The sequence below is a fragment of the Nocardia sp. NBC_00565 genome, assembly GCF_036345915.1.
Classification (GTDB): domain Bacteria; phylum Actinomycetota; class Actinomycetes; order Mycobacteriales; family Mycobacteriaceae; genus Nocardia.
The window spans coordinates 1,941,694-1,960,302 of the sequence record NZ_CP107785.1 but is presented as its reverse complement, the minus strand read 5'-3'; the positions used below and the strand labels follow the sequence as shown (position 1 = coordinate 1,960,302).

Here is an 18,609-nt window from a genome sequence, read left to right as displayed (position 1 = left end):
GGGGTGGCGCCATGAGGAGCGCACTCAGATATCTCTTGCTCGCGACCGTAGTCGTGGCCCTGGCCGCGTTCGGTTCCGGAGCGGCGATCGCCACAACGATTCTCAAACCCGGTGTCGACGTGGTGTCAGCAGTCACCCCGTCGGCAGGCCAGGAAGTCGGCATCGCGGCACCGGTGACCATCCGATTCGCCGACCCGGTCGCCAACCGCGAACGGGCCGAACGGCTGGTCGACATCCGCGCTACGGATTCGCTGTCGGGCACCTTCTCGTGGGCGAGCGATCGTGAACTGACTTGGGCGCCAACGAATTTCCTGCCCGCTCGGGCGCCGATCACGGTTCAGGTCGGCAACGCGCGTACGGAGTTCCGCACCAATGCGGGCGTGATCGGTGAGGCCGATATGTCGGCACACACCTTCACTCTGAGCATCGGCGGGGCGGTCGCCAGGCAGATGCCCGCGTCGATGGGTAAGCCAGGCTGGGAGACCCCGACCGGTACCTTCCCGGTGCTGGAAAAGTTCCGTTCGGTCGTCTTCGATTCCCGCACCATCGGGATTCCGCTGAGCTCGCCCGAGGGGTACGTCATCAACGGCGAGTACGCCGAACGTCTCACCTGGGGCGGCGTTTTCGTGCACTCCGCACCGTGGTCGGTGGACTCGCAGGGTAATGCCAATGTCAGCCACGGCTGCATCAACCTGGCCCCCGACGACGCCTCCTGGGTCTACGAGACGCTCGGCGTCGGCGATCCGGTCACTGTGCACTGGTAGTAAATCGTCAATATTCCATTTTCCTCCGCGACACCGCCCCTCGAGTTCGTGGGCCGCAGCAAAGCTGGCAGTATCCTGCCGGGGTTGATACAACTGCGGGACACACTTGAAGGTATGACCTGATGAAGGTGGGGCGATGGACCGACCGGATATGACCTCGCGGCCGCATACCGGGCCGCAACCGAGCGTTGACCCGCTCGTTGACCCGAGGGCATACCAAGCTCCGAACCCACCTCGCCAAGTGCCGATGCGCCGAGGTCCCGCACCCGGGGGCTCGATTCCACAAGGCCCGGTGGGCCGGTTTCCCGCCGATCACGCTCCGCTGCACCAAGATTCGGTCGAGTATGCCACCAACGGCCCGGGCCCGATCGAGCAAGCACCCACGGGCCGACCGCCGATCCGGCAAGCCCCGACGCACCCCGCCCCCACGAACCAGCCCCCGAACAGTCGCGGCCCGATCCCGCAGTCTCCCGCCGACCGGACTCCGACGCATACGGGTCCGCAGCGCCGGATTCCGATCGACCAGGCCCCGAATACCGACCACGTCCGGCACCTTCCGATCGACGAGGATTCGGCACAGACCGGGCCGATTCCTCGAATTCCGCGCGAGCAAGCCGACGTCACGAATCCGTTCCGCCGATTCTTCGGCGAGCAGACCACGACCAGCACGGGGCCACTCCGTCGAGTACCGACCGACCAAGCCCCGACCGGTACGGGCCCGCTGCGGCGAGTACCGACCGACCAGGCCACAACACAATCGGAACCGCTGCGCCGAGTTCCGATCGATACGGCACCGACGAACACAGGACCACTCGCCGCCCTGCCCAGCGACCAATCCGGACCGCTGCGCCGCGTACCGGTTGACCAAACGCCGATGGACACCGGTCCACTCCGGCGTGTACCGGTCCAGCAAGGTCCCGGCCGCCGGGGGCCCGATCAACAGGGCGCAAGGCAAGCGGCACCGAACCAGGCAGCCCCGACGCGACGGACTCCGCCCCCGCCTGTCTCGATGCACCCGGCCGCTGCCCAGCAGGATCTCTGGCAGACGCCTTCCCCGCAGGACACGCATCGCGCGCCGGCATCGCAGCCTACGAACCGACACAACCCTGCGCCGCCGCAGCGGGAGCGGGCGCTCACCTTGCCGGACCCCATTCACCACACGCCTGGCTCGCACGACCCGAACCAGCCCGCGTCCGTTGCCCAGAACCGGGGACGACAGGCCCCGCCCCAGCGAGATCCGGTGCGGCAGAACCCGATTCATGCCGGCTTCAACACAGCGGCCATTCAGCGTGACCAGAACCCTGACGCGCAGGATCATGGTCAGCACGTGCCCGACGGTGTGATGCGGCAGAACACCATTCACCCCGGCTCCATCGACGGGGACACCATCCAGCACGCCCCGGACTACCAGAGCGACTGGTCCGAATGGGTCGACGAGCAGCCGATTCCGCTCGCATTGGACTACTTCCGGCACGAGGAGGCGCTCGCGGCCATGATCGACCGGTCCGGGCGGAATCAGTCGAAGCGGCGGTGGGTGCCCGTGCTGGTCGGGTCGGTCGCAGCGGCTGGGCTGGTTGTGGTGGGGTTCGTGCAGTTACGCCCGGATCCGGGACCGGCGACGGTGGCATCGTCGAGTCCGAGTCAGGTCGCGGTGTCCGGACCGACGCCCACGGCGGAATGCCCGGCCGAGCGGGTCGGCGACAGCATTCAGGGCAATGGGGCCGGCGGTATGGATTCCGGACCGGCCATCATCTTCGCCTTCCAGTACGCGTACTACGTCACCCGGTCCGGCGAGGCGGCCCGAGAGTTCGTGTCACCCAACGCATCCGTCTCCCCCGCCGCGACGATTCAGCAGGGCATCGATGGAATACCCGTCGGCACCATGCATTGCATCAGCATCTCGCCCGGCGCGTTCGTCGGCCAGTACCTGGTGCAGGTGACCGAGCACCGACCCGATGCGCAGTTGATCACCTACAAGCCCCAGGTCGTCACGACCGCGCGTATGGGCATCAAAACGCTCATCACCGGGATCGGCGCGGCGCAGTAGTCAGGCGGGCGAATTCCAGGGCACCAGTACGATTTTCCCGCGCACGCGCCCGGATTCGCTCAGCTGATGCGCCTTGACCACCTCGGCCATCGGCAGCACCTGATCGATCTCGACGCGCAACCGCCCGTGTTCGAGCAAGTCGGCGATATCCCGCAGGTCGTTGCCGGATGGTGAAACATACAGCCGCTCGTATCGTGGATCGTCCTCGGCATCGTTGCCCTGCGCATCGATGAGGCGACCGCCCGCGCGGAGTACCGGCAGCGACCGCGAGCCGTACGCTCCGCCGACGAGATCGAAGACGAGGTCGATATCGCGCACCGCGTCGGCGAAATCGGTTGTCGTGTAATCGATCACCTCATCCGCGCCCAGCTCGCGCAGGAATTCGTGTTTGGCGGCACGAGCCGTGCCGATCACGTACGCGCCGCGATCCTTCGCGAGCTGCACCGCGAAATGCCCGACACCACCCGCGGCCGCGTGCACCAGTACGCGTTGTCCGGCAACGACTCCGGCAAGTCCCTGCCAAGCCGTCAACACCGCGGTCGGGAGCGCGGCGGCGTGGATGTGATCGATGATCGCGGGTTTGGGCGCGAGGATGTCGGCCTGTGCCACCACGTATTCCGCGTACCCACCGGAACGGCTCAGCACCATGCCGTAGACCTCGTCCCCGAGCTGGAATCGCTCGACACCCGCGCCGACCTCGTCGACGATCCCGGACACGTCGAATCCGAGGGTGAACGGCGGATCCCCCAGTTTGCGCACCAGCCCGGATCGTAGCTTCCAGTCCGCCGCGTTCATACCGGTGGCGGCGACCCGCACCACCACCTCGCCCGGCCCGGCGCTGGGCCGATCGACCTCGACGATTTCCAGGACCTCGGGACCACCGAATGTTTGTTGCGTGATTGCCAGCATGCCAATGATTCTGCGGTCACCTAGTATCCAAAGGAAAGAAGGCACTTCAATGATCCCGAGGTACCCGATGGATACCATCGTCGACTGGTCCGAGTCCGACAACCTGGTCAAGAGCTATCTGACGAACTGCCCGGCCCGCGATGTGCTCAACGTCCTCGCCGACAAATGGGTGCTATTAGTGCTCGGCGTACTGCGGGCGGCGGGCGATCCGGTCCGCTTCAACGACCTACGCCGCAGACTGGACGGCATCACACAGAAGATGCTCACCCGCACCCTGCGCAATCTCGAGCGCGACGGCCTGGTCCGCCGCGCCGTCTACCCCACCGTGCCGCCCCGAGTCGAATACTCGCTCACCGAACTGGGCGCCAGCCTCGGCGAACTGAGCCACGCGATGGGCCTGTGGTCGGTGCGCCACCACACCGAAATCATGTCCGCCCGAGCAGAATTCGATACCCGAGCCGCCACCGAGCCCCAACCCGTCTAACCCGCGGCTGGTCAGGCGACGCGGAGGAGATCGCCGCCGGAGGCGAGGGCGGCGTAGCGGCCGTCGAGGTTCATGAGCTCTCGGTGGGTTCCGCGTTCGATGATGCGGCCGTGATCGAGGACGACGATCTGATCGGCGCCGCGGATGGTGGAGAGGCGGTGCGCGATGGTGATAGTGGTGCGCCCCTCGGACAGTGCGTCGATGGCCGCTTGGACCTCTTGTTCGGTCCGGTTGTCCAGCGCGCTGGTGGCCTCGTCGAGCACCAGGATCGGCGGATTGCGCAGGATCACCCGAGCCACCGCCAACCGCTGCTTCTCACCGCCGGAGAACCGATAACCGCGCTCGCCGACCAGCGTGTCGTAGCCGTCCGGCAGACTCGCGATATGGTCGTGGATCTGCGCGGCCCGCGCCGCCGCATACAACTCCTCATCTGTGGCGTCGGGTTTGGCGAAACGCAGATTGTCCGCGACCGAAGCGTGGAACAGGTACGTCTCCTGCGACACCACGCCGACAGCAGCGGCGAGATCGGCAAAGGACAAGTCGCGCACATCGATTCCATCGATCTCGACCCGTCCCGATGTCACGTCGTAGAGCCGCGCCACCAGATACCCGAGCGTGGTCTTGCCCGAGCCGGTCTCGCCGACGATGGCCAGACTGGTCCCGGCGGGCACGGTGATGTCGATGTCTTGCAATACATCTCGGGTTCCGCCCCCATAGGTGAAGCCGACGTGGTCGAGGCGAACCCCACCCTGCACCGCCGAATCCGGAACGGGCACCGGCGCGATCGGCTCCTCGATATCCGGCTTCAGATCCAGGTACTCGAAGATCCGTCCGAACAGCGACATCGAACTCTGTACCTCCACACCGGTGTTCAGCAGTTGCACCATCGGTCGCAGCAGGCTCGTCTGCAGCGTCGTGAACGCCACCAGTGTGCCGATCGATACCAGCGGATGTCCGGCTGCCACCGTCAATCCCGCCGCCCAGTACACGACCGCAGGCATGGCAGCCATGACGATCTGAATCGTCGACTGCCGCCACCGACCGGCCATCCCCGACCGGATCTCCAGGTCGACCAGCCCGCGCGATTCCTGCGCGAAATCGTCGACCAGTGCGGGTGCGCGTCCCATCGTGCGCCCGAGCAGAATGCCGCTCACCGAGAGCGACTCCTCCACGATCGCCGACATGCCCGCCAGCTTCTGCTGCCGCTGCGCGGTGATCTTCCTGCGCTCGTCGCCGACGCGTCGACTGATCCAGACGAAGAACGGCAGCATGATCAGCGAAATCGCGGTGAGCCGCCAGTCCAACGCGAGCATCGCGATCACCGAGGCGATCACCGTGGTGAAGTTCGAAACCAGCGAGGTCGCGGTCGAAGTGACCGTCGACTGCATACCGCCGATATCGTTGGCGATGCGCGACTGCACCTCGCCGGTGCGGGTAGTAGTGAAGAACGACAACGGCATTCGCTGCAATTGCGCATACACCGCGGAACGCAGATCGTGCATGACGTCTTGCCCGACCGCTGTCGAGATATAGGTTTGCAGTACACCGAACACACTGGTCAGCACGGCGACCGTCACCATGCCCGCGGCCAGCGCGGTCAGCAAGCCGGTGCGGCCGTGCGGGAGTGCGTCGTCGAGGATGCCGCGCAACATGAACGGCGATGCCAGCGCGACCAGTGAAGACAAACCGACAAGCGCGGCGACCAGAGCCAGGCGCGCGCGATACGGATGAAACAGCCGGACGATCCGGCGAAGTTGATGTGGGGGCTGCATAGGCGCCTCCTTTCCGAGACTACGTCGTGAAACTGAGCATGACTCATAATTGTTCCCAAAACAATGAGTTATGCTCAACATTATGGACACTGCTCCCGATCCCGACCTCCCCGAGCTGTTCCTGCGCACCGCGAAACGCATCCGCCGCAACCAGGTCGCCCGCCTCGCGCCCCTCGGCATCACCCCAGGTCAGGCCCGCGCGCTTCGCATTCTGGGGCACCACGACGAGCCGCTGCGGATGGCCGCGCTCGCCGATCACCTCGGCATCGTCCCCCGCTCCGCCACCACCGTCGTCGACGCCCTCGAATCCGCGGGCCTCGCCGCCCGCACGCCGGATCCGACCAACCGGCGCTCCACCCTGGTGACACTCACCGAGGCCGGCCGAGCCGCGTTATCGCAGATGGCGGCAGCCCGCCGTCAGGCCGCCGAGGAAGTCTTCGCCACCCTCGCCCCCGAACAGCGCGAAACTCTGCGCGCCCTGCTCGCAACCCTCGATGCAGCCGCGATGAGCACATGACCGCCCGCTATCTCTCAGCAATGCGGGCCTCACGATATAGACTGTGATGCGCGCCACACACGGCAGGCTGGCGCGCTCTTGGACAGCACCGCCAGTGCGTGCCGGTGCCGCATCGGAGTCGGCGACGCGGATCGCGTGACCAACTCTTCACATCAGTGGTCTGGGGCCTGGTAGCTGGAGATATGCGATGACCCGAACAGTGAGCTCCGATATCGGAGCACTGCGGTCCACGATGGGTGGGCCGGTATTCGGTCCCGACGATGCGGGCTATGACCAGGCCCGCGCCGAGCAGGTCGGCGGTGGCGATGCGGAGCCATTCCTGATACTTGTCCCACCCATCCGCAGTCGGCGACACCCGGCGGGGCGGGGATGATCAGGCGGTGTGGGCGTTTTCGGCGGCGATGACTACGTGGCGCATGAGGAGGGCCGTGGTTACGGGGCCGATGCCGCCAGGGACGGGGCTCAGGGCGGAGGCCTTGCCGCGCACGGAGTTCGGGTCCACATCGCCGACGATTTTGCCATCGGGGGCCTCGTTGGTGCCGACGTCGATGACGGTCGCGGCTTCGCGGATGTGTTTGCCGGTGACGAGGCCGATGCGGCCCGCGGCGGCGACGACGATATCGGCGGCGGAGGTGACAGCGGGCAGGTCGGTGGTGCGGGAATGGCAGATGGTGACGGTGGCGTTTTCGGCGAGCAGGAGTTGGGCCAGCGGCTTGCCGACGATGTTGGAGCGGCCGACGACGGCGACATGCCGACCGGCAAGCGGGATTTCGTGATGCTTCAGTAGTTCGACGACCGCTTCGGAGGTGGCGGGAACGAAGCCTTCCAAGCCGGAGGCGAGCAGTCCGAGCGACAGTGGGCTGACGCCGTCGACGTCCTTGGTGGCGGCGATGGCCGAGCTGACATCGTCGAGGGCGATACCAGTGGGCAGGGGGGTCTGCAGCATGATCGCGTCGACGCCGGCGTCCGCGCTGCGGGCGGTGAGTTCGTCGCGAATCCGCTGGATGCTCGCGTCCGCACCGAGATCGATGGTGTCGCAGGCGATTCCGAGGCGTTCGGCGGCCTTGCGCAACGAGTTCACGTACCAGGCGCTGGCCGGATCGTCATTGGCCACGATCAGGGCCAGGCGCGGCGCGGTTCCGCTCGCGGTGAGCGCGGCGGCGCGCTCCTTGGTGTCGGCGTTGATGGCGGCGGCGAGTTCCTTGCCGGACAGCGAAACGGTATCCACGTTGTCACACCTTATCGGCAGGGCCGTGCGGCCGGTTCGAGCGGTCACCTCCCGCGCCGCCCGGTTTGCCCCGATAGCGGAAGTGCCATCTGGCAATTACCAAGTTATGACCTCTACCAGTCGTATTGTGATGGTTGCTTGCCCATGGCTAACTGCTAGCTGACATACCGAGAACCCGTTTTCATGCGTGGAAAGGTGTCGACTGTAGTGAAGATCCCGAGGCATTGGAAACTCCTGCTGGCGACCTGGGTCACGGCCGCAGCGATCACCGGACTATCCGACGCGCCCGCGATGGCGGGCCCGGACACGAACGCCCTCTACAACTCCGCCCAGCGCGCCTTCACCGACGGCGACGACGCCGCCGGACGCGCCGAACTCCGACAACTGATCGCCGCCGATCCGGCCGACGCCGAGGCCCTCTCACTGCAGGCGATCTGGTCGCATTACGCCGGTGACCTGCCCGCATTCGCCGATTCGCTGGCCCGCCTGACCGCCGTCGATCCGGAGCTGGCACAAGGCACCAACAATGTGCTCGGCGCGATCGGCGCCGCCGTCGGCACCCTGCCGAACCCCCTGCCCGCGATCGTCGGCCCGCAAACCGGGATCGTGGTGCTGGGATACGGTCTGCTTCCGGATGGTTCGCTGCGCCCCGAGCTGGTCAACCGGCTGACCGCGGCCTGGCTGCAGGCGGTCGCCTCTCCGCTCTCGCCGATCATCGTCACCGGCGGCAACCCACAGAACGGGATCACCGAAGCCGAGGCCATGCGCGCCTGGCTGGTCGGCAAGGGGCTGCCCGCCTCCCGGATCAATGTCGAGAGCCGGGCCGGATCAACGGTGCAGAACGCGCTGTTCAGCACCAAGATGCTGCGTGATGTGGGCGCGAGCAGCGCGGTCGTGGTGACCTCACCCAACCACATCCGCCGCGCGGTCGCCGATTTCATCGTCGCGGGCACTCAGGTGGTCGGCGCGACCACCTCGCTGGAGCAGCTGGTTTCGCAGTTGCCGCCGCCCGCCAAGCAGTCGCAGCGCGGCATCTACCTCGACGCGACGCGCACCTTCCAGCTCGCCACCTCCCGCTGAGTTCCGATCCGCACCCGCTCGCCTGGTACGACCGGCGAGCGGGTGCGGATATGAGCCCCCATCCGAAAACGGTTGGCTCATTCCCGCACGCACCCGGCAGGATGGGCCCGGTGACGGCAACGGGAAATACCGACGTGGTCGCGCGACTACGCGCGGCGGGCTGTGTCTTCGCCGAGGACGAGGCGCGACTGCTCACCGCCGCCGCCGCGGAGACCGGTGCCGACCTGGCCGAACTCGTCGCCCAACGGGTATCGGGCACACCGCTCGAACACCTGCTCGGCTGGGCTGAATTCCACGGCCTCCGGATCGCCGTCACGGCGGGCGTCTTCGTCCCGCGCCAGCGCACCGCCTTCCTCGTCGACGAAGCCGCCGACTTGGCCCGCGCCCTGCCCAGTAAGCACCCCGTCGTCGTCGATATGTGCTGCGGCTCAGGCGCATTGGGCCTCGCTCTGGCGACGATCCTCGCATCCGAGGGCCACCGGATCACCCTCGCTGCCGCCGATATCGAACCGGCCGCGGTCGAGTGCGCGCGCCGCAATCTCACCCCGATCGGCGCGGCCGTCTACGAGGGCGACTTGTTCGACCCGCTACCCGACGAACTGCGCGGCCGCATCGACATTCTGCTGGCGAACACCCCGTACGTCCCGTCCGAGATGATCGCCCACATGCCGCCGGAGGCACGCGATCACGAGCCGCGCACCGCACTCGACGGCGGACCCGACGGCCTGGATATCTTCCGCCGCGTCGTCGACGCCGCCCGGACCTGGCTCGCGCCGGGCGGTCATCTGCTGGTCGAATCCAGTGCGGCCCAGACCCCGCAGGCGATCACCGTCTTGACCGAATACGGCTTCGCGGGCCGCATCGCCGAATCGGACGAACTCTACGCGACCGTCGTCATCGGCACCAAGCCCGCCATGTGACACGCGTGACCACCGTGCGATCGCGACTATTTCTTGCGCCCGGTGAACTCGTCCATCGAGTGGTACACACCAACCGAATTCAGGAACAGATCGCGCAGCTTGATCGGCAGCAGCCCCGAGATCGCCTTGTTCAGCCGCGACGTCCACGGCAGGATCACCAGCGGATTACCGGATTTCATTTCCCGCCACGAGGAATCGACGACCGCGTCCTGCTCCAGAATCGGCGTGAACAGGAAACCCTTTGCGCCGTCGAACATTCCGGTGTTGATGTAGGTCGGACAGACCGTGGTGATCTTCACGTGCTCGTGGCCCGCCTGCTCCAACTCGATGCGCACCGAATCCGACCAACCCAGCGCCGCCCACTTCGAGGCCGCGTAAACGCTCATGCGCGGATTGGAAACCAAGCCCGCCGAGGAGGCGATGGTCATAACGCGCGCCTGGCCCGTACCGTTCACCATCGCGGGCAGGAATTCCAGCGTAATATACATCGGTGCAAGAGAATTGATCGCCATCGTCTTATCGATATCGGCGCGATCGGTCGTCTCCCAGAAGTAACTGTTGCCGCGCACGATGCCCGCATTGTTGACCAGGATATCGATATCGCCGACCTCGGCGCGCACCGCCGCAGCGGCCTCGGAAATGGAGTCCCGCGAGGCCACGTCGACCACGTAGTGGTGAACAGCGCTGCCTCGCCCGGACAACTCGACCGCCGTCTCTTTGAGCCCGGATTCGTTGATATCCCACAACACCACCGCGGCCGCACCCTCGCGCACCGCCCGCTCGGCGAACAGCTTGCCCAGGCCCTGCGCGGCACCCGTGACCAGGACGTTCTTCTGCGCTACCGTATCCAATTTCATCCGTCCCTATTCCGTGTTCGTCTCGGCCCGCATGAAATCACTTCTGGCACAACGTCTTCATGACCCCGAAGTAGAACGTCATCGTCTTCGCCCATAGCTCCTCGGACATCCCGGGCAGCGGCGCGATCGGCAGCATGCGCTGCACGGCGATCGTCTGGGTATCGATGTACTTCAACAATCCTTCGGGTCCGTGCCTGCGCCCGGTACCGGAAATTCCAAGTCCACCGGAAGGCGCATCCGCACTCCCCCAGGCCGCGATGAAGCCCTCGTTCACATTCACCGAACCCGCATTGATACGCGCGGCCACCTGACGACCTCGATCGACATCCTTGGTCCAGACGCTCGCATTGAGACCATAAGCGGTGTCATTCGCCTGCTCGATCGCTTCGTCGTCACTGCCTACCTGGTAAATCGAGACCACCGGCCCGAACGTCTCCTCGCGGTACACCGTCATACCGGGCCGCACACCGGCCAGTACGGTCGGCTCGTAGAAGAACGGCCCGAGATCGGGCCGGGCCTTACCGCCCGCCAAGACCTGCGCGCCCTTGGCGACCGCGTCATCGACATGCGCACTGACGGTGTCCAATTGACGCTGGAACGTCAACGAGCCCATATCACTGGTGAAATCGAGCCCACCACCCAACTCGATCGCCCGCACCTGCTCGACGAATTCGCCGACGAACTGGTCATAGACCTTGTCGTGCACATAGATTCGCTCCATCGACTCGCACAGCTGCCCCGCCGAAGCGAAGCAGGCCCGGATCGCGATCCTGGCCGCCCGGGACACATCGGCGTCGGCGAGCACCAGCAGCGGATTCTTGCCGCCGAGCTCGAGCGAGTAGCCGATGAGCCGTTCCCCGGCCTGCTGCGCGATGGTCCGCCCGGTCGCACTCGACCCCGTGTAATCGACGTAGTCGGCGCGCGCGATCACCGCACCGCCGATCACCGAGCCACGGCCGAGCACCGCCTGCCACAGTCCGCGCGGCAGCCCGGCGCGCTCGGCGGCGTCGATCGCCCACAGCGCGGTGAGCGCGGTCTGGTTATCCGGCCGCGCGACCACCGCATTGCCCGCCACCAGTGCGGGCAGCGCATCGGAGGCGGCCAGCGCGAGCGGGTAGTTCCACGGCGAGATCACCGCGACCACGCCCTTCGGCCGATGCCGCACCTCAACCTGCGTCAATACCGGCAACACACCCCGCGGCTTGCGCGTGGCCAACAGTTTCTCCGCCACCGACGCGTAGTACCTGGCGTTGACCGCCACATCCCCGACCTCGTCGAAGGCATGTGCGCGCGACTTACCGGTCTCGATCTGCACGATATCGAGAATCACGTCCTGCTCAGCGAGCACGATGTCGTGGAATTTGCGCAGTACCGCGACCCGCTCGCGGACCGAGCGCCCGGCCCACTCCCGCTGCGCGGTGCGCGCGGCGGCGAAGGCGGTCTCGATATCGGCCGTCGAGGACTGTGGCAGATCGGCGATCTTGTGTCCGGTCGCCGGCGCGAACACCTCGACCGAGGGCGCGCCGCCCGCGATCGCGCGGTCGAGCAGGGGCTGGACCAGGGACGCGGGCAGGGCGGTCGGTTCGGCCAGCTGGCGGGCGGTCGTCATTGTCGGCCCTCTCATGGGTCGCGGATTATTTCCTGAACACTAGTGTTAGATTAATACCCGTGCGACACCTCATGTCAAGCTGTCCGGTGTGGGATACAGACCTGACGGGCTTCGATTTGTGAGGCATCACCATGTCCACTGAAACGTCCCCGGCGAACGGCCCGGCCCGGCGCGGCCGCCCACCGCAGACCCAGGAGCAGGCCGAGGAGGTCCGCGCCCGCATCGTGCTCGCCACCGCCGCGGTATTCACCCGCACCGGGTCGCGCGGCCTCAGCGTCGCGCAGATCATCGAACAGGCCGGGCTGGCCAGACCCACCTTCTACCGCTACTTCGGCAATGCCATCGAACCGCTGCACCTGGTGCTGGACGCGTCGAACGACGGCCTGGTCGATGGCATCCGCACGGCACTCACCGACCCCGACGAGCCCGTCGAACTCGGCATCCGGCTCATCGACGCCTACCTCGACTGGGCCCACGGACACGGCGCGATGCTGCGCCCACTGTTCGCCGAACTACACGACCCGACCTCACCCGTATCGGCGTATCGCGAACGGGCGCTGGACGATATCCGCGCGCTGGTCCGCGAAACCTTCACCGAACTCGGCCGCGCGGTCCCGTCGCCGCTGGATCTCGATGCGGCCCTGCATGTTTGCGAGTACGTGGTCTACCGGATCTCGGCGGGCGCGGCACCGGGCAGCGAGCCCGACGCGGAAACCGTTGCCGCCGCACGGCTCACCATGATCCGCGTCCTGCTCACCACGCTCGGCAGCCGCGCCGATCTCGAGTACGCCATGACGCTGCCGGGCATCTTCCCGGCCGCGGACTGAGCCCTACAGATCCAATTCGAGTTCGCCACCGCGGGCACGAGATACACAGGTCAGCATCGCACCGTCGCGTTCGCTCGGGAGCAGCGCACGGTCCTGATGGTCGACCTCACCCGACAGCACACCGGCCCGGCACGCCCCACAGAAGCCCTGCTGGCACGAGTACGGGACGCCGGGCACCGCGCGCTTGATCGCGGCCAGCGCGGACTCATCGGCCGCGACATCCACCTCGGTCCCACTGCGGCGCAACCGAATCCGGAACGCCGCGCCATCGCGCACCGGCACCGCCGAGAACCGCTCGGTATGCAGGGAGGCGGTCGGATCGTGCAGCGACAGCACCTTGCGTGCCCCCTCCGCCAACGGCGGTGGCCCGCAGACATATACCGCCGCACCGGTAGGCGTCTGCTCGAAGATCATGCGCGGATCCGGCACCCCGTACTCGTCGTCCGGACGCACCACCACATCACCGCCGGTGAAGCGAGCCAACTCGTACAGGAAGGGCATCCGCGTCCGCGAGCGCCCGAAATACATCAAGCGCCACGGTATTCCGGCACGTTCGGCCGCGGTGACCATCGGCAGAATCGCGGTGATCCCGATGCCACCGGCCACGAAGAAGTACTCCGGCGCGGTGATGAGCGGGAACGCGTTGCGTGGTCCGCGTACCCGCAACCGGTCGCCGACGCGCAGCCCCTCGTGGATCTCCCGGGAGCCGCCGTCGCCATCGGCGATGTAGCGCACCGCGATCCGGTAGGAGCTGCGGTCATCCGGGTCACTGTTGAGCGAGTACTGCCGCTGCCGACCCGAGGGGAGGAACACATCGATATGGGCGCCCGGCGTCCACGCGGGCAGGTCCGCGCCGTCCGGATCGCACAGGGTCAGGCTGAGCACCTCGTCCGCCTCGGCCTCGATCCCCATGACCGCCAGCTCGAAGTCGTAGCCGGTGTGGCGCACCGGCTGCGCCCGCGAAAGCAGTTGCGCCGATTTCCCTTCCGTGAAAACCCGCTTGTAGGTGTCCACCGCCGACGCGATCATCCGCAGCCCGGCTCCCGGCCGGAACTGCTCCACCGCGGTCATGCGTTCGTCCGTGCTGCGGGCGACTGCGCGAGGTAGCGCAACGCGTTGTCGATCGGACCGAGCTGGGAGGGATGGAATCCCGGCCGCAGGTATCGCGGAATCTCGGTGAAGAAGGTGGTGAAGTTCGGCACCACACCGCGCAGCGATGCGCTGGCCAGCTGTAGCGGCCACCAGCGGCCTTTGTTCGGCGACGGGTCGCGATGGAAGAGGTAGCCACCCGAAATCACGAACAGCACAAGCAATCCCGAGCTCGCGATCAGCGCTTGGCGCGCCTTGCGCGCATAGCCGCCGTCGAGATACATGTACGCGTCGTAGACCACGCTGCGATGCTCGACCTCCTCCGCGCCGTGCCAACGAATGAGATCCAGCATCGCCGGATGCATCTGCTTGGCCTCCAGCTTGTCGTTGGTGAGCAGCCATTCGCCGATGACGGCGGTGTAGTGCTCCATCCCGGCGAACAGGGCCAATCGTTCGCACAACCATTCGTGCTTGGCCCGCCCGGCCAAACCGTGGTCGCCGAGCACCCGATCGATCAACCAGGCGACGCGATCCACCATCGGGCCGACCTCGAGTCCGAGCCGCTGCAACTGGCGGCGCGCCAGCTCGTGTGAGCCGGCGTGCATCGTCTCCTGGCCGATGAACCCGCGGACCTCCTCGCGCAGTCGCTCATCGTCGATCAGCGGGAGCGCCTCGGCCAGCGCCTGCGCCATGGCCCGCTCCCCTTCGGGTAGCACCAGATGCATCACATTGATGATGTGGGTGGCCATGACCTCGCCGGGGATGTAGTGCATCGGCACCGTATCGAAGTCGAAGTTGACGTCCCGCGCGTTGATGGCATGTGCCTGGTCGGCGTAAGCAGTACCCATCTCATGGTCCTCACGTCTGGTGCCCTGGAGTCAATGTATTGCCGACATCAAATGCTGTCAACATCACATGATGTCAACTTTCCCCCTATGGGAGGATCGAGCCATGAACGACGCCGTTTCCGATGGATCGATACCGGGCATGCGCCGCTGGCGCGGCACGCCGCCCGCCGACCGAATCGCCGCGCGCCGCGAACAGCTCGTCGAGGCCGCCATCGAGCTGATGGCCACCATCGGGTCCTCCGAGATCTCCATGCGCGGGGTCTGCCGGCAGGCCGGACTCACCGAGCGCTACTTCTACGAGAGCTTCGAGAACCTCGACAAACTGCTGACAGCGGCGCTGGAGACGGTCGTCCTCGGCGCACAGGAACGGCTGCTCGGTGCGCTGGCTACCGCACCGCCCGAACCCGAAAAACTATTCCGGCATGCCATATCGGCATTCACGGACTATCTGCTGGAGGATCAGCGGCGCGGCCAGATCATGTTCGTCGAATCGCAGGCCACGCGCGTACTCGGCGAACGCGGCAACGAACTCATCGAACTGTTCACCAGCCCGATCGCGCTGGTGATCGGACCGGGCGCAGACGGTCAGCCCGCGCCGGACCAGTTCGACAATTCCCTCAACTCGAACGCCATCTTCGGTGCGATGGCGTACATGTACCGGCCGTGGCTGAACGGGACCATCGGTATCCCTCGGGAGCGGTTCGACGACCACGCGACCATCGTGCTGCGCAATATCGCGGGCGCGCGGTCGTCCCAGAACTGACCCGGCTAACCCTTGGTCGACACCGGATCGCGATGGCGCGCTCGTTCGAACGTCATCGCGCTGTCGGTGATCCTCCCGTGACGCAGGCTGATCACGTCGCGCAGGTAGTTCATGCGTAGGCGCCAGGGTGCTTTGGTGCCCTGGATCGGGAATTGGCTCGCGGCGCGCTGGACATAACCGGGATTGAAGTTCAGGAACAGCGACGTCGCGCCAACCGACGGATCACGCACCGGTGTACAGCGGGCATAGTCGCCGCCGTACATGCGACGTAGTAGTCGAACCACGTACTCGCACACCAAGTCCGCCTTCAGCGTCCATGAGGCGTTGGTGTAGCCGATGATGTAGGCAAAGTTCGGTACATCGGACAGCATCATCGCCTTGTAGGCCATGTGCTCGGCGAGCCGCACCGGCCGGCCGTCGACCGATAGTTCGACGCCGCCGAAGGCCAGCAGGTTCAATCCCGTCGCGGTGATGATGATGTCGGCGTCGATGCTCGCGCCGGAGACCAGCCGCAAACCGGTCTCGGTGAACGTCTCGACCCGATCGGTGACCACGTCCAACTCACCCTTGCGGATCGCGCGGAAGAAATCTCCGTTGGGCGCCAGGCACAGTCGCTGATCCCAGGGGTTGTAGGTCGGGGTGAAGTGGGTGTCGATATCGTAGCCCTCGGGCAGCCAGCGCTGCTGCCAGCCGCGGATCCGCTTGCGCATGAACTCCGGATACCGTTGGCTCAGTTGGTATATCGCCGTGGACAGCGCCACATTCTTCGCCCTGGCGACCGCGTAGGCGGCGCGGCCGGGCAGGAATTTGCGCACCTTGATGGCGAGATCGTCACGGGCGGGCGCGGAGATGATGTAGCTCGGTGAGCGCTGCAACATCGTGACGTGCGCGCCCTGCTCCGTCAGCGCAGGGCCGAGCGTCACGGCGGTCGCGCCGCTACCGATCAGCACCACGCGCTTGCCCGCGACATCCAGCTCACTCGGCCAGTGCTGCGGGTGGATGATCGGCCCCGAGAAACGCTCGGTGCCCGCGAAATCCGGGGTGTAGCCCTCGTCGTAGCGGTAGTAACCCGAACAGCAGAACAGGAATCCGGCTGTGAGCGTTACGGTTTCGCCGGTATCGGTCCGTTCCGCCCGCACGGTCCACACATTCTCCCGCGACGACCATTCGGCGGCGACCACCCGATGGTGAAATCGGATGCGCCGGTCGATTCCGGCCTCGGTAGCAGTGGCGCGCACATAGTCGAGGATATCGTCGCCGTCCGCGATCACCTTCTCACCCAGCCACGGACGGAACCGGTAACTGAAGGTGTACATATCGGAATCGGACCGAATTCCCGGATAGCGGAACAGATCCCAGGTGCCGCCGATCGCGTCGCGGCTCTCCAGAATTGTGTAGCTCCGGCGCGGAAAGGCCCGCCCCAGGTGATACGCCGCACCTATCCCGGACAGTCCGGCACCGACGATGAGCACATCGACGTGCTCGTCAGCGATCGTCATGGATCTCGTCCTTCGGTATTCGGCGGTTGCGGCGCGACGCCGATCGCATCGACGTCCCCACCAGCCTATCGGTTGACCTGTTGTCTTCGGAAACAACACCCTCGATACCAACCTTGGACGGGCGACCAAATACCGACTGGCACCCGAGTGCGCCACGTGCAGTGAACTCACTCACATCAATCGGACATCGCCGCAGCGTAGGGCCGAAAGCGCAACTGTCCCAGAAGGATTCGGGCAAACTGGACATACCTATTTCCAGTTACCGTCGGGTAGCGTTCCGTCGCACCGAAGATCAGAGACGATCCGTAACCGTATTCATCAACGATTTCCAGGAGCGCAAGTGTCGCATTCTCGGTTCGAATCCATCGGCGCGTATCTCCCCTCGAATATCGTCTCTACCAAGGAGCTCGTCTCCCGGCTGGTCGCGCCGCCGTCGTTCGATCTCGAACGCATCACGGGCATCAAGGAACGTCGTGTGCACGACACCGGGCCGGATAGTTACGAGGACTCCTTCGCCCTGGCGATCAAGGCCGCCGAGGACTGTCTGTCCAGGTCAAAGTATGCGGCCGCGGATCTCGACGTGATCATATCCAGCTCCATCACACGCAGCAGGAACGGCACCCGCATGTACATGGAGCCGTCGTTCGCATCGTCGATCGGCAAAAATCTCGGTGCCGACAAGGCCATTACTTTCGATATCTCCAATGCCTGCGCCGGAATGCTGAACGGTACTTATATTCTCGATCGGATGATCCGATCCGGCACCGTGCGAAATGGCATGGTGGTGAGCGGCGAGGCCATTACTCCCATCGCCGATACCGCGGTGAACGAGATTTCCGAGAAATACGATCCGCAATTCGCATCGCTGTCGGTGGGCGATTCGGGTTGTGCGATCGTGCTCGATCAGGCGGTCGACGATGCCGACAAGATCCACTACATCGAGTTGATGACCGCCGCGGCCCATTCCGAGCTATGCCTCGGCATGCCCAGCGATAAATCCCAGGGCATCGCGCTCTACACCGATAACCGCAAGATGCACAACGAGGATCGGTTTCTGCTGTGGACCGACACCCAACGCAACTATCTGGAGGCGCGGGGCACGAGCTTCGCCGACGAGAAGTTCGACTACATCATCCACCATCAGTTCGGCGCGGCCGCGATCCCGTGGTTGAACGCGATCGGCGAGCGCGAGTTCGGCGTGCCGATGCCACCGGATCTGCGGGTCATCGAGAAGTACGGAAATACCTCCACCACTTCACATTTCATCGTGCTACACGATCAACTCAGCGAGCAGAGCCTGCCGTCCGGAGCCAAGCTGCTGATGATCCCGGCGGCCTCCGGCGTCGTGACCGGCTTCCTGTCCACCACCATCTCCTCCCTGAAGGTCTGAGGTCAG

At 65.7% G+C, this 18,609-nt stretch carries 18 protein-coding genes; 10 read left to right on the top strand and 8 right to left on the bottom strand.

Features of this window, described 5'->3' with window-relative positions:
* The first annotated feature begins 11 nt into the window (after positions 1 to 11).
* Positions 12 to 764 carry a L,D-transpeptidase gene (locus OG874_RS09490; protein WP_330254744.1) on the top strand — a complete coding sequence of 251 codons (753 nt, stop codon included), beginning with the start codon at positions 12 to 14 and terminating at the stop codon, positions 762 to 764.
* Between the two features lie 1,327 nt (positions 765 to 2,091).
* Positions 2,092 to 2,811, top strand: coding sequence for a hypothetical protein (locus OG874_RS09485; RefSeq protein ID WP_330254743.1), 720 nt, complete (start codon positions 2,092 to 2,094; stop codon positions 2,809 to 2,811).
* Here OG874_RS09485 and OG874_RS09480 read toward each other — a convergent pair whose 3' ends face one another.
* A complete protein-coding gene (locus OG874_RS09480; RefSeq protein WP_330254742.1) occupies positions 2,812 to 3,720 on the bottom strand; it encodes an NADP-dependent oxidoreductase in 909 nt (302 codons plus the stop codon). It abuts the gene before it with no gap.
* Positions 3,721 to 3,787: 67 nt separating this feature from the next.
* On the opposite strand from OG874_RS09480, the gene OG874_RS09475 reads away from it, so the two are divergent.
* Complete coding sequence (locus OG874_RS09475; RefSeq protein ID WP_330254741.1) at positions 3,788 to 4,204, top strand: winged helix-turn-helix transcriptional regulator; 417 nt, start codon at positions 3,788 to 3,790, stop codon at positions 4,202 to 4,204.
* A gap of 11 nt (positions 4,205 to 4,215) precedes the next feature.
* Here OG874_RS09475 and OG874_RS09470 read toward each other — a convergent pair whose 3' ends face one another.
* The gene (locus OG874_RS09470) at positions 4,216 to 5,976 is read right to left on the bottom strand and encodes an ABC transporter ATP-binding protein (protein WP_330254740.1); all 1,761 of its coding nucleotides are present in this window, start codon (positions 5,974 to 5,976) and stop codon (positions 4,216 to 4,218) included.
* 82 nt (positions 5,977 to 6,058) lie between these two features.
* On the opposite strand from OG874_RS09470, the gene OG874_RS09465 reads away from it, so the two are divergent.
* Entirely contained in the window at positions 6,059 to 6,493 is a 435-nt protein-coding gene (locus tag OG874_RS09465; RefSeq protein ID WP_330254739.1) for a MarR family winged helix-turn-helix transcriptional regulator, read from the top strand.
* Positions 6,494 to 6,680: 187 nt separating this feature from the next.
* Positions 6,681 to 6,866: a hypothetical protein gene (locus tag OG874_RS09460; RefSeq protein ID WP_330254738.1), complete on the top strand. Its 186-nt coding sequence runs from the start codon at positions 6,681 to 6,683 to the stop codon at positions 6,864 to 6,866.
* Here the strand turns inward: OG874_RS09460 and OG874_RS09455 are convergent, their stop codons facing one another.
* Complete coding sequence (locus OG874_RS09455; protein ID WP_330254737.1) at positions 6,867 to 7,721, bottom strand: bifunctional 5,10-methylenetetrahydrofolate dehydrogenase/5,10-methenyltetrahydrofolate cyclohydrolase; 855 nt, start codon at positions 7,719 to 7,721, stop codon at positions 6,867 to 6,869.
* 207 nt (positions 7,722 to 7,928) lie between these two features.
* Between OG874_RS09455 and OG874_RS09450 the strand changes: the two genes are divergently transcribed.
* Together OG874_RS09450 and OG874_RS09445 are read left to right on the top strand one after the other, a co-directional pair.
* Entirely contained in the window at positions 7,929 to 8,801 is an 873-nt protein-coding gene (locus OG874_RS09450) for a YdcF family protein (protein ID WP_330254736.1), read from the top strand.
* Positions 8,802 to 8,911: 110 nt separating this feature from the next.
* Complete coding sequence (locus tag OG874_RS09445; RefSeq protein ID WP_330254735.1) at positions 8,912 to 9,721, top strand: putative protein N(5)-glutamine methyltransferase; 810 nt, start codon at positions 8,912 to 8,914, stop codon at positions 9,719 to 9,721.
* A gap of 26 nt (positions 9,722 to 9,747) precedes the next feature.
* On the opposite strand, the gene OG874_RS09440 is transcribed toward OG874_RS09445, so the two are convergent.
* Both OG874_RS09440 and OG874_RS09435 read right to left on the bottom strand, forming a co-directional pair.
* The gene (locus tag OG874_RS09440; RefSeq protein WP_330254734.1) at positions 9,748 to 10,578 is read right to left on the bottom strand and encodes an SDR family NAD(P)-dependent oxidoreductase; all 831 of its coding nucleotides are present in this window, start codon (positions 10,576 to 10,578) and stop codon (positions 9,748 to 9,750) included.
* 37 nt (positions 10,579 to 10,615) lie between these two features.
* Positions 10,616 to 12,187: a succinic semialdehyde dehydrogenase gene (locus OG874_RS09435; RefSeq protein WP_330254733.1), complete on the bottom strand. Its 1,572-nt coding sequence runs from the start codon at positions 12,185 to 12,187 to the stop codon at positions 10,616 to 10,618.
* 131 nt (positions 12,188 to 12,318) lie between these two features.
* Between OG874_RS09435 and OG874_RS09430 the strand changes: the two genes are divergently transcribed.
* Complete coding sequence (locus tag OG874_RS09430) at positions 12,319 to 13,014, top strand: TetR/AcrR family transcriptional regulator (protein ID WP_330254732.1); 696 nt, start codon at positions 12,319 to 12,321, stop codon at positions 13,012 to 13,014.
* Positions 13,015 to 13,017: 3 nt separating this feature from the next.
* Here the strand turns inward: OG874_RS09430 and OG874_RS09425 are convergent, their stop codons facing one another.
* Together OG874_RS09425 and OG874_RS09420 are read right to left on the bottom strand one after the other, a co-directional pair.
* Positions 13,018 to 14,085 carry a PDR/VanB family oxidoreductase gene (locus OG874_RS09425; RefSeq protein ID WP_330254731.1) on the bottom strand — a complete coding sequence of 356 codons (1,068 nt, stop codon included), beginning with the start codon at positions 14,083 to 14,085 and terminating at the stop codon, positions 13,018 to 13,020.
* A complete protein-coding gene (locus OG874_RS09420; RefSeq protein ID WP_330254730.1) occupies positions 14,082 to 14,951 on the bottom strand; it encodes a metal-dependent hydrolase in 870 nt (289 codons plus the stop codon). The genes OG874_RS09425 and OG874_RS09420 overlap by 4 nt, the downstream gene beginning before the upstream one ends.
* Before the next feature lie 103 nt (positions 14,952 to 15,054).
* On the opposite strand from OG874_RS09420, the gene OG874_RS09415 reads away from it, so the two are divergent.
* Positions 15,055 to 15,714 carry a TetR/AcrR family transcriptional regulator gene (locus OG874_RS09415; protein ID WP_330254729.1) on the top strand — a complete coding sequence of 220 codons (660 nt, stop codon included), beginning with the start codon at positions 15,055 to 15,057 and terminating at the stop codon, positions 15,712 to 15,714.
* Between the two features lie 5 nt (positions 15,715 to 15,719).
* Here OG874_RS09415 and OG874_RS09410 read toward each other — a convergent pair whose 3' ends face one another.
* Positions 15,720 to 17,213 (bottom strand): flavin-containing monooxygenase, encoded by a 1,494-nt coding sequence (locus OG874_RS09410; protein ID WP_330254728.1) that lies wholly within the window; start codon positions 17,211 to 17,213, stop codon positions 15,720 to 15,722.
* 340 nt (positions 17,214 to 17,553) lie between these two features.
* On the opposite strand from OG874_RS09410, the gene OG874_RS09405 reads away from it, so the two are divergent.
* Entirely contained in the window at positions 17,554 to 18,603 is a 1,050-nt protein-coding gene (locus OG874_RS09405; protein WP_330254727.1) for a 3-oxoacyl-ACP synthase III family protein, read from the top strand.
* Positions 18,604 to 18,609 lie beyond the last annotated feature (6 nt).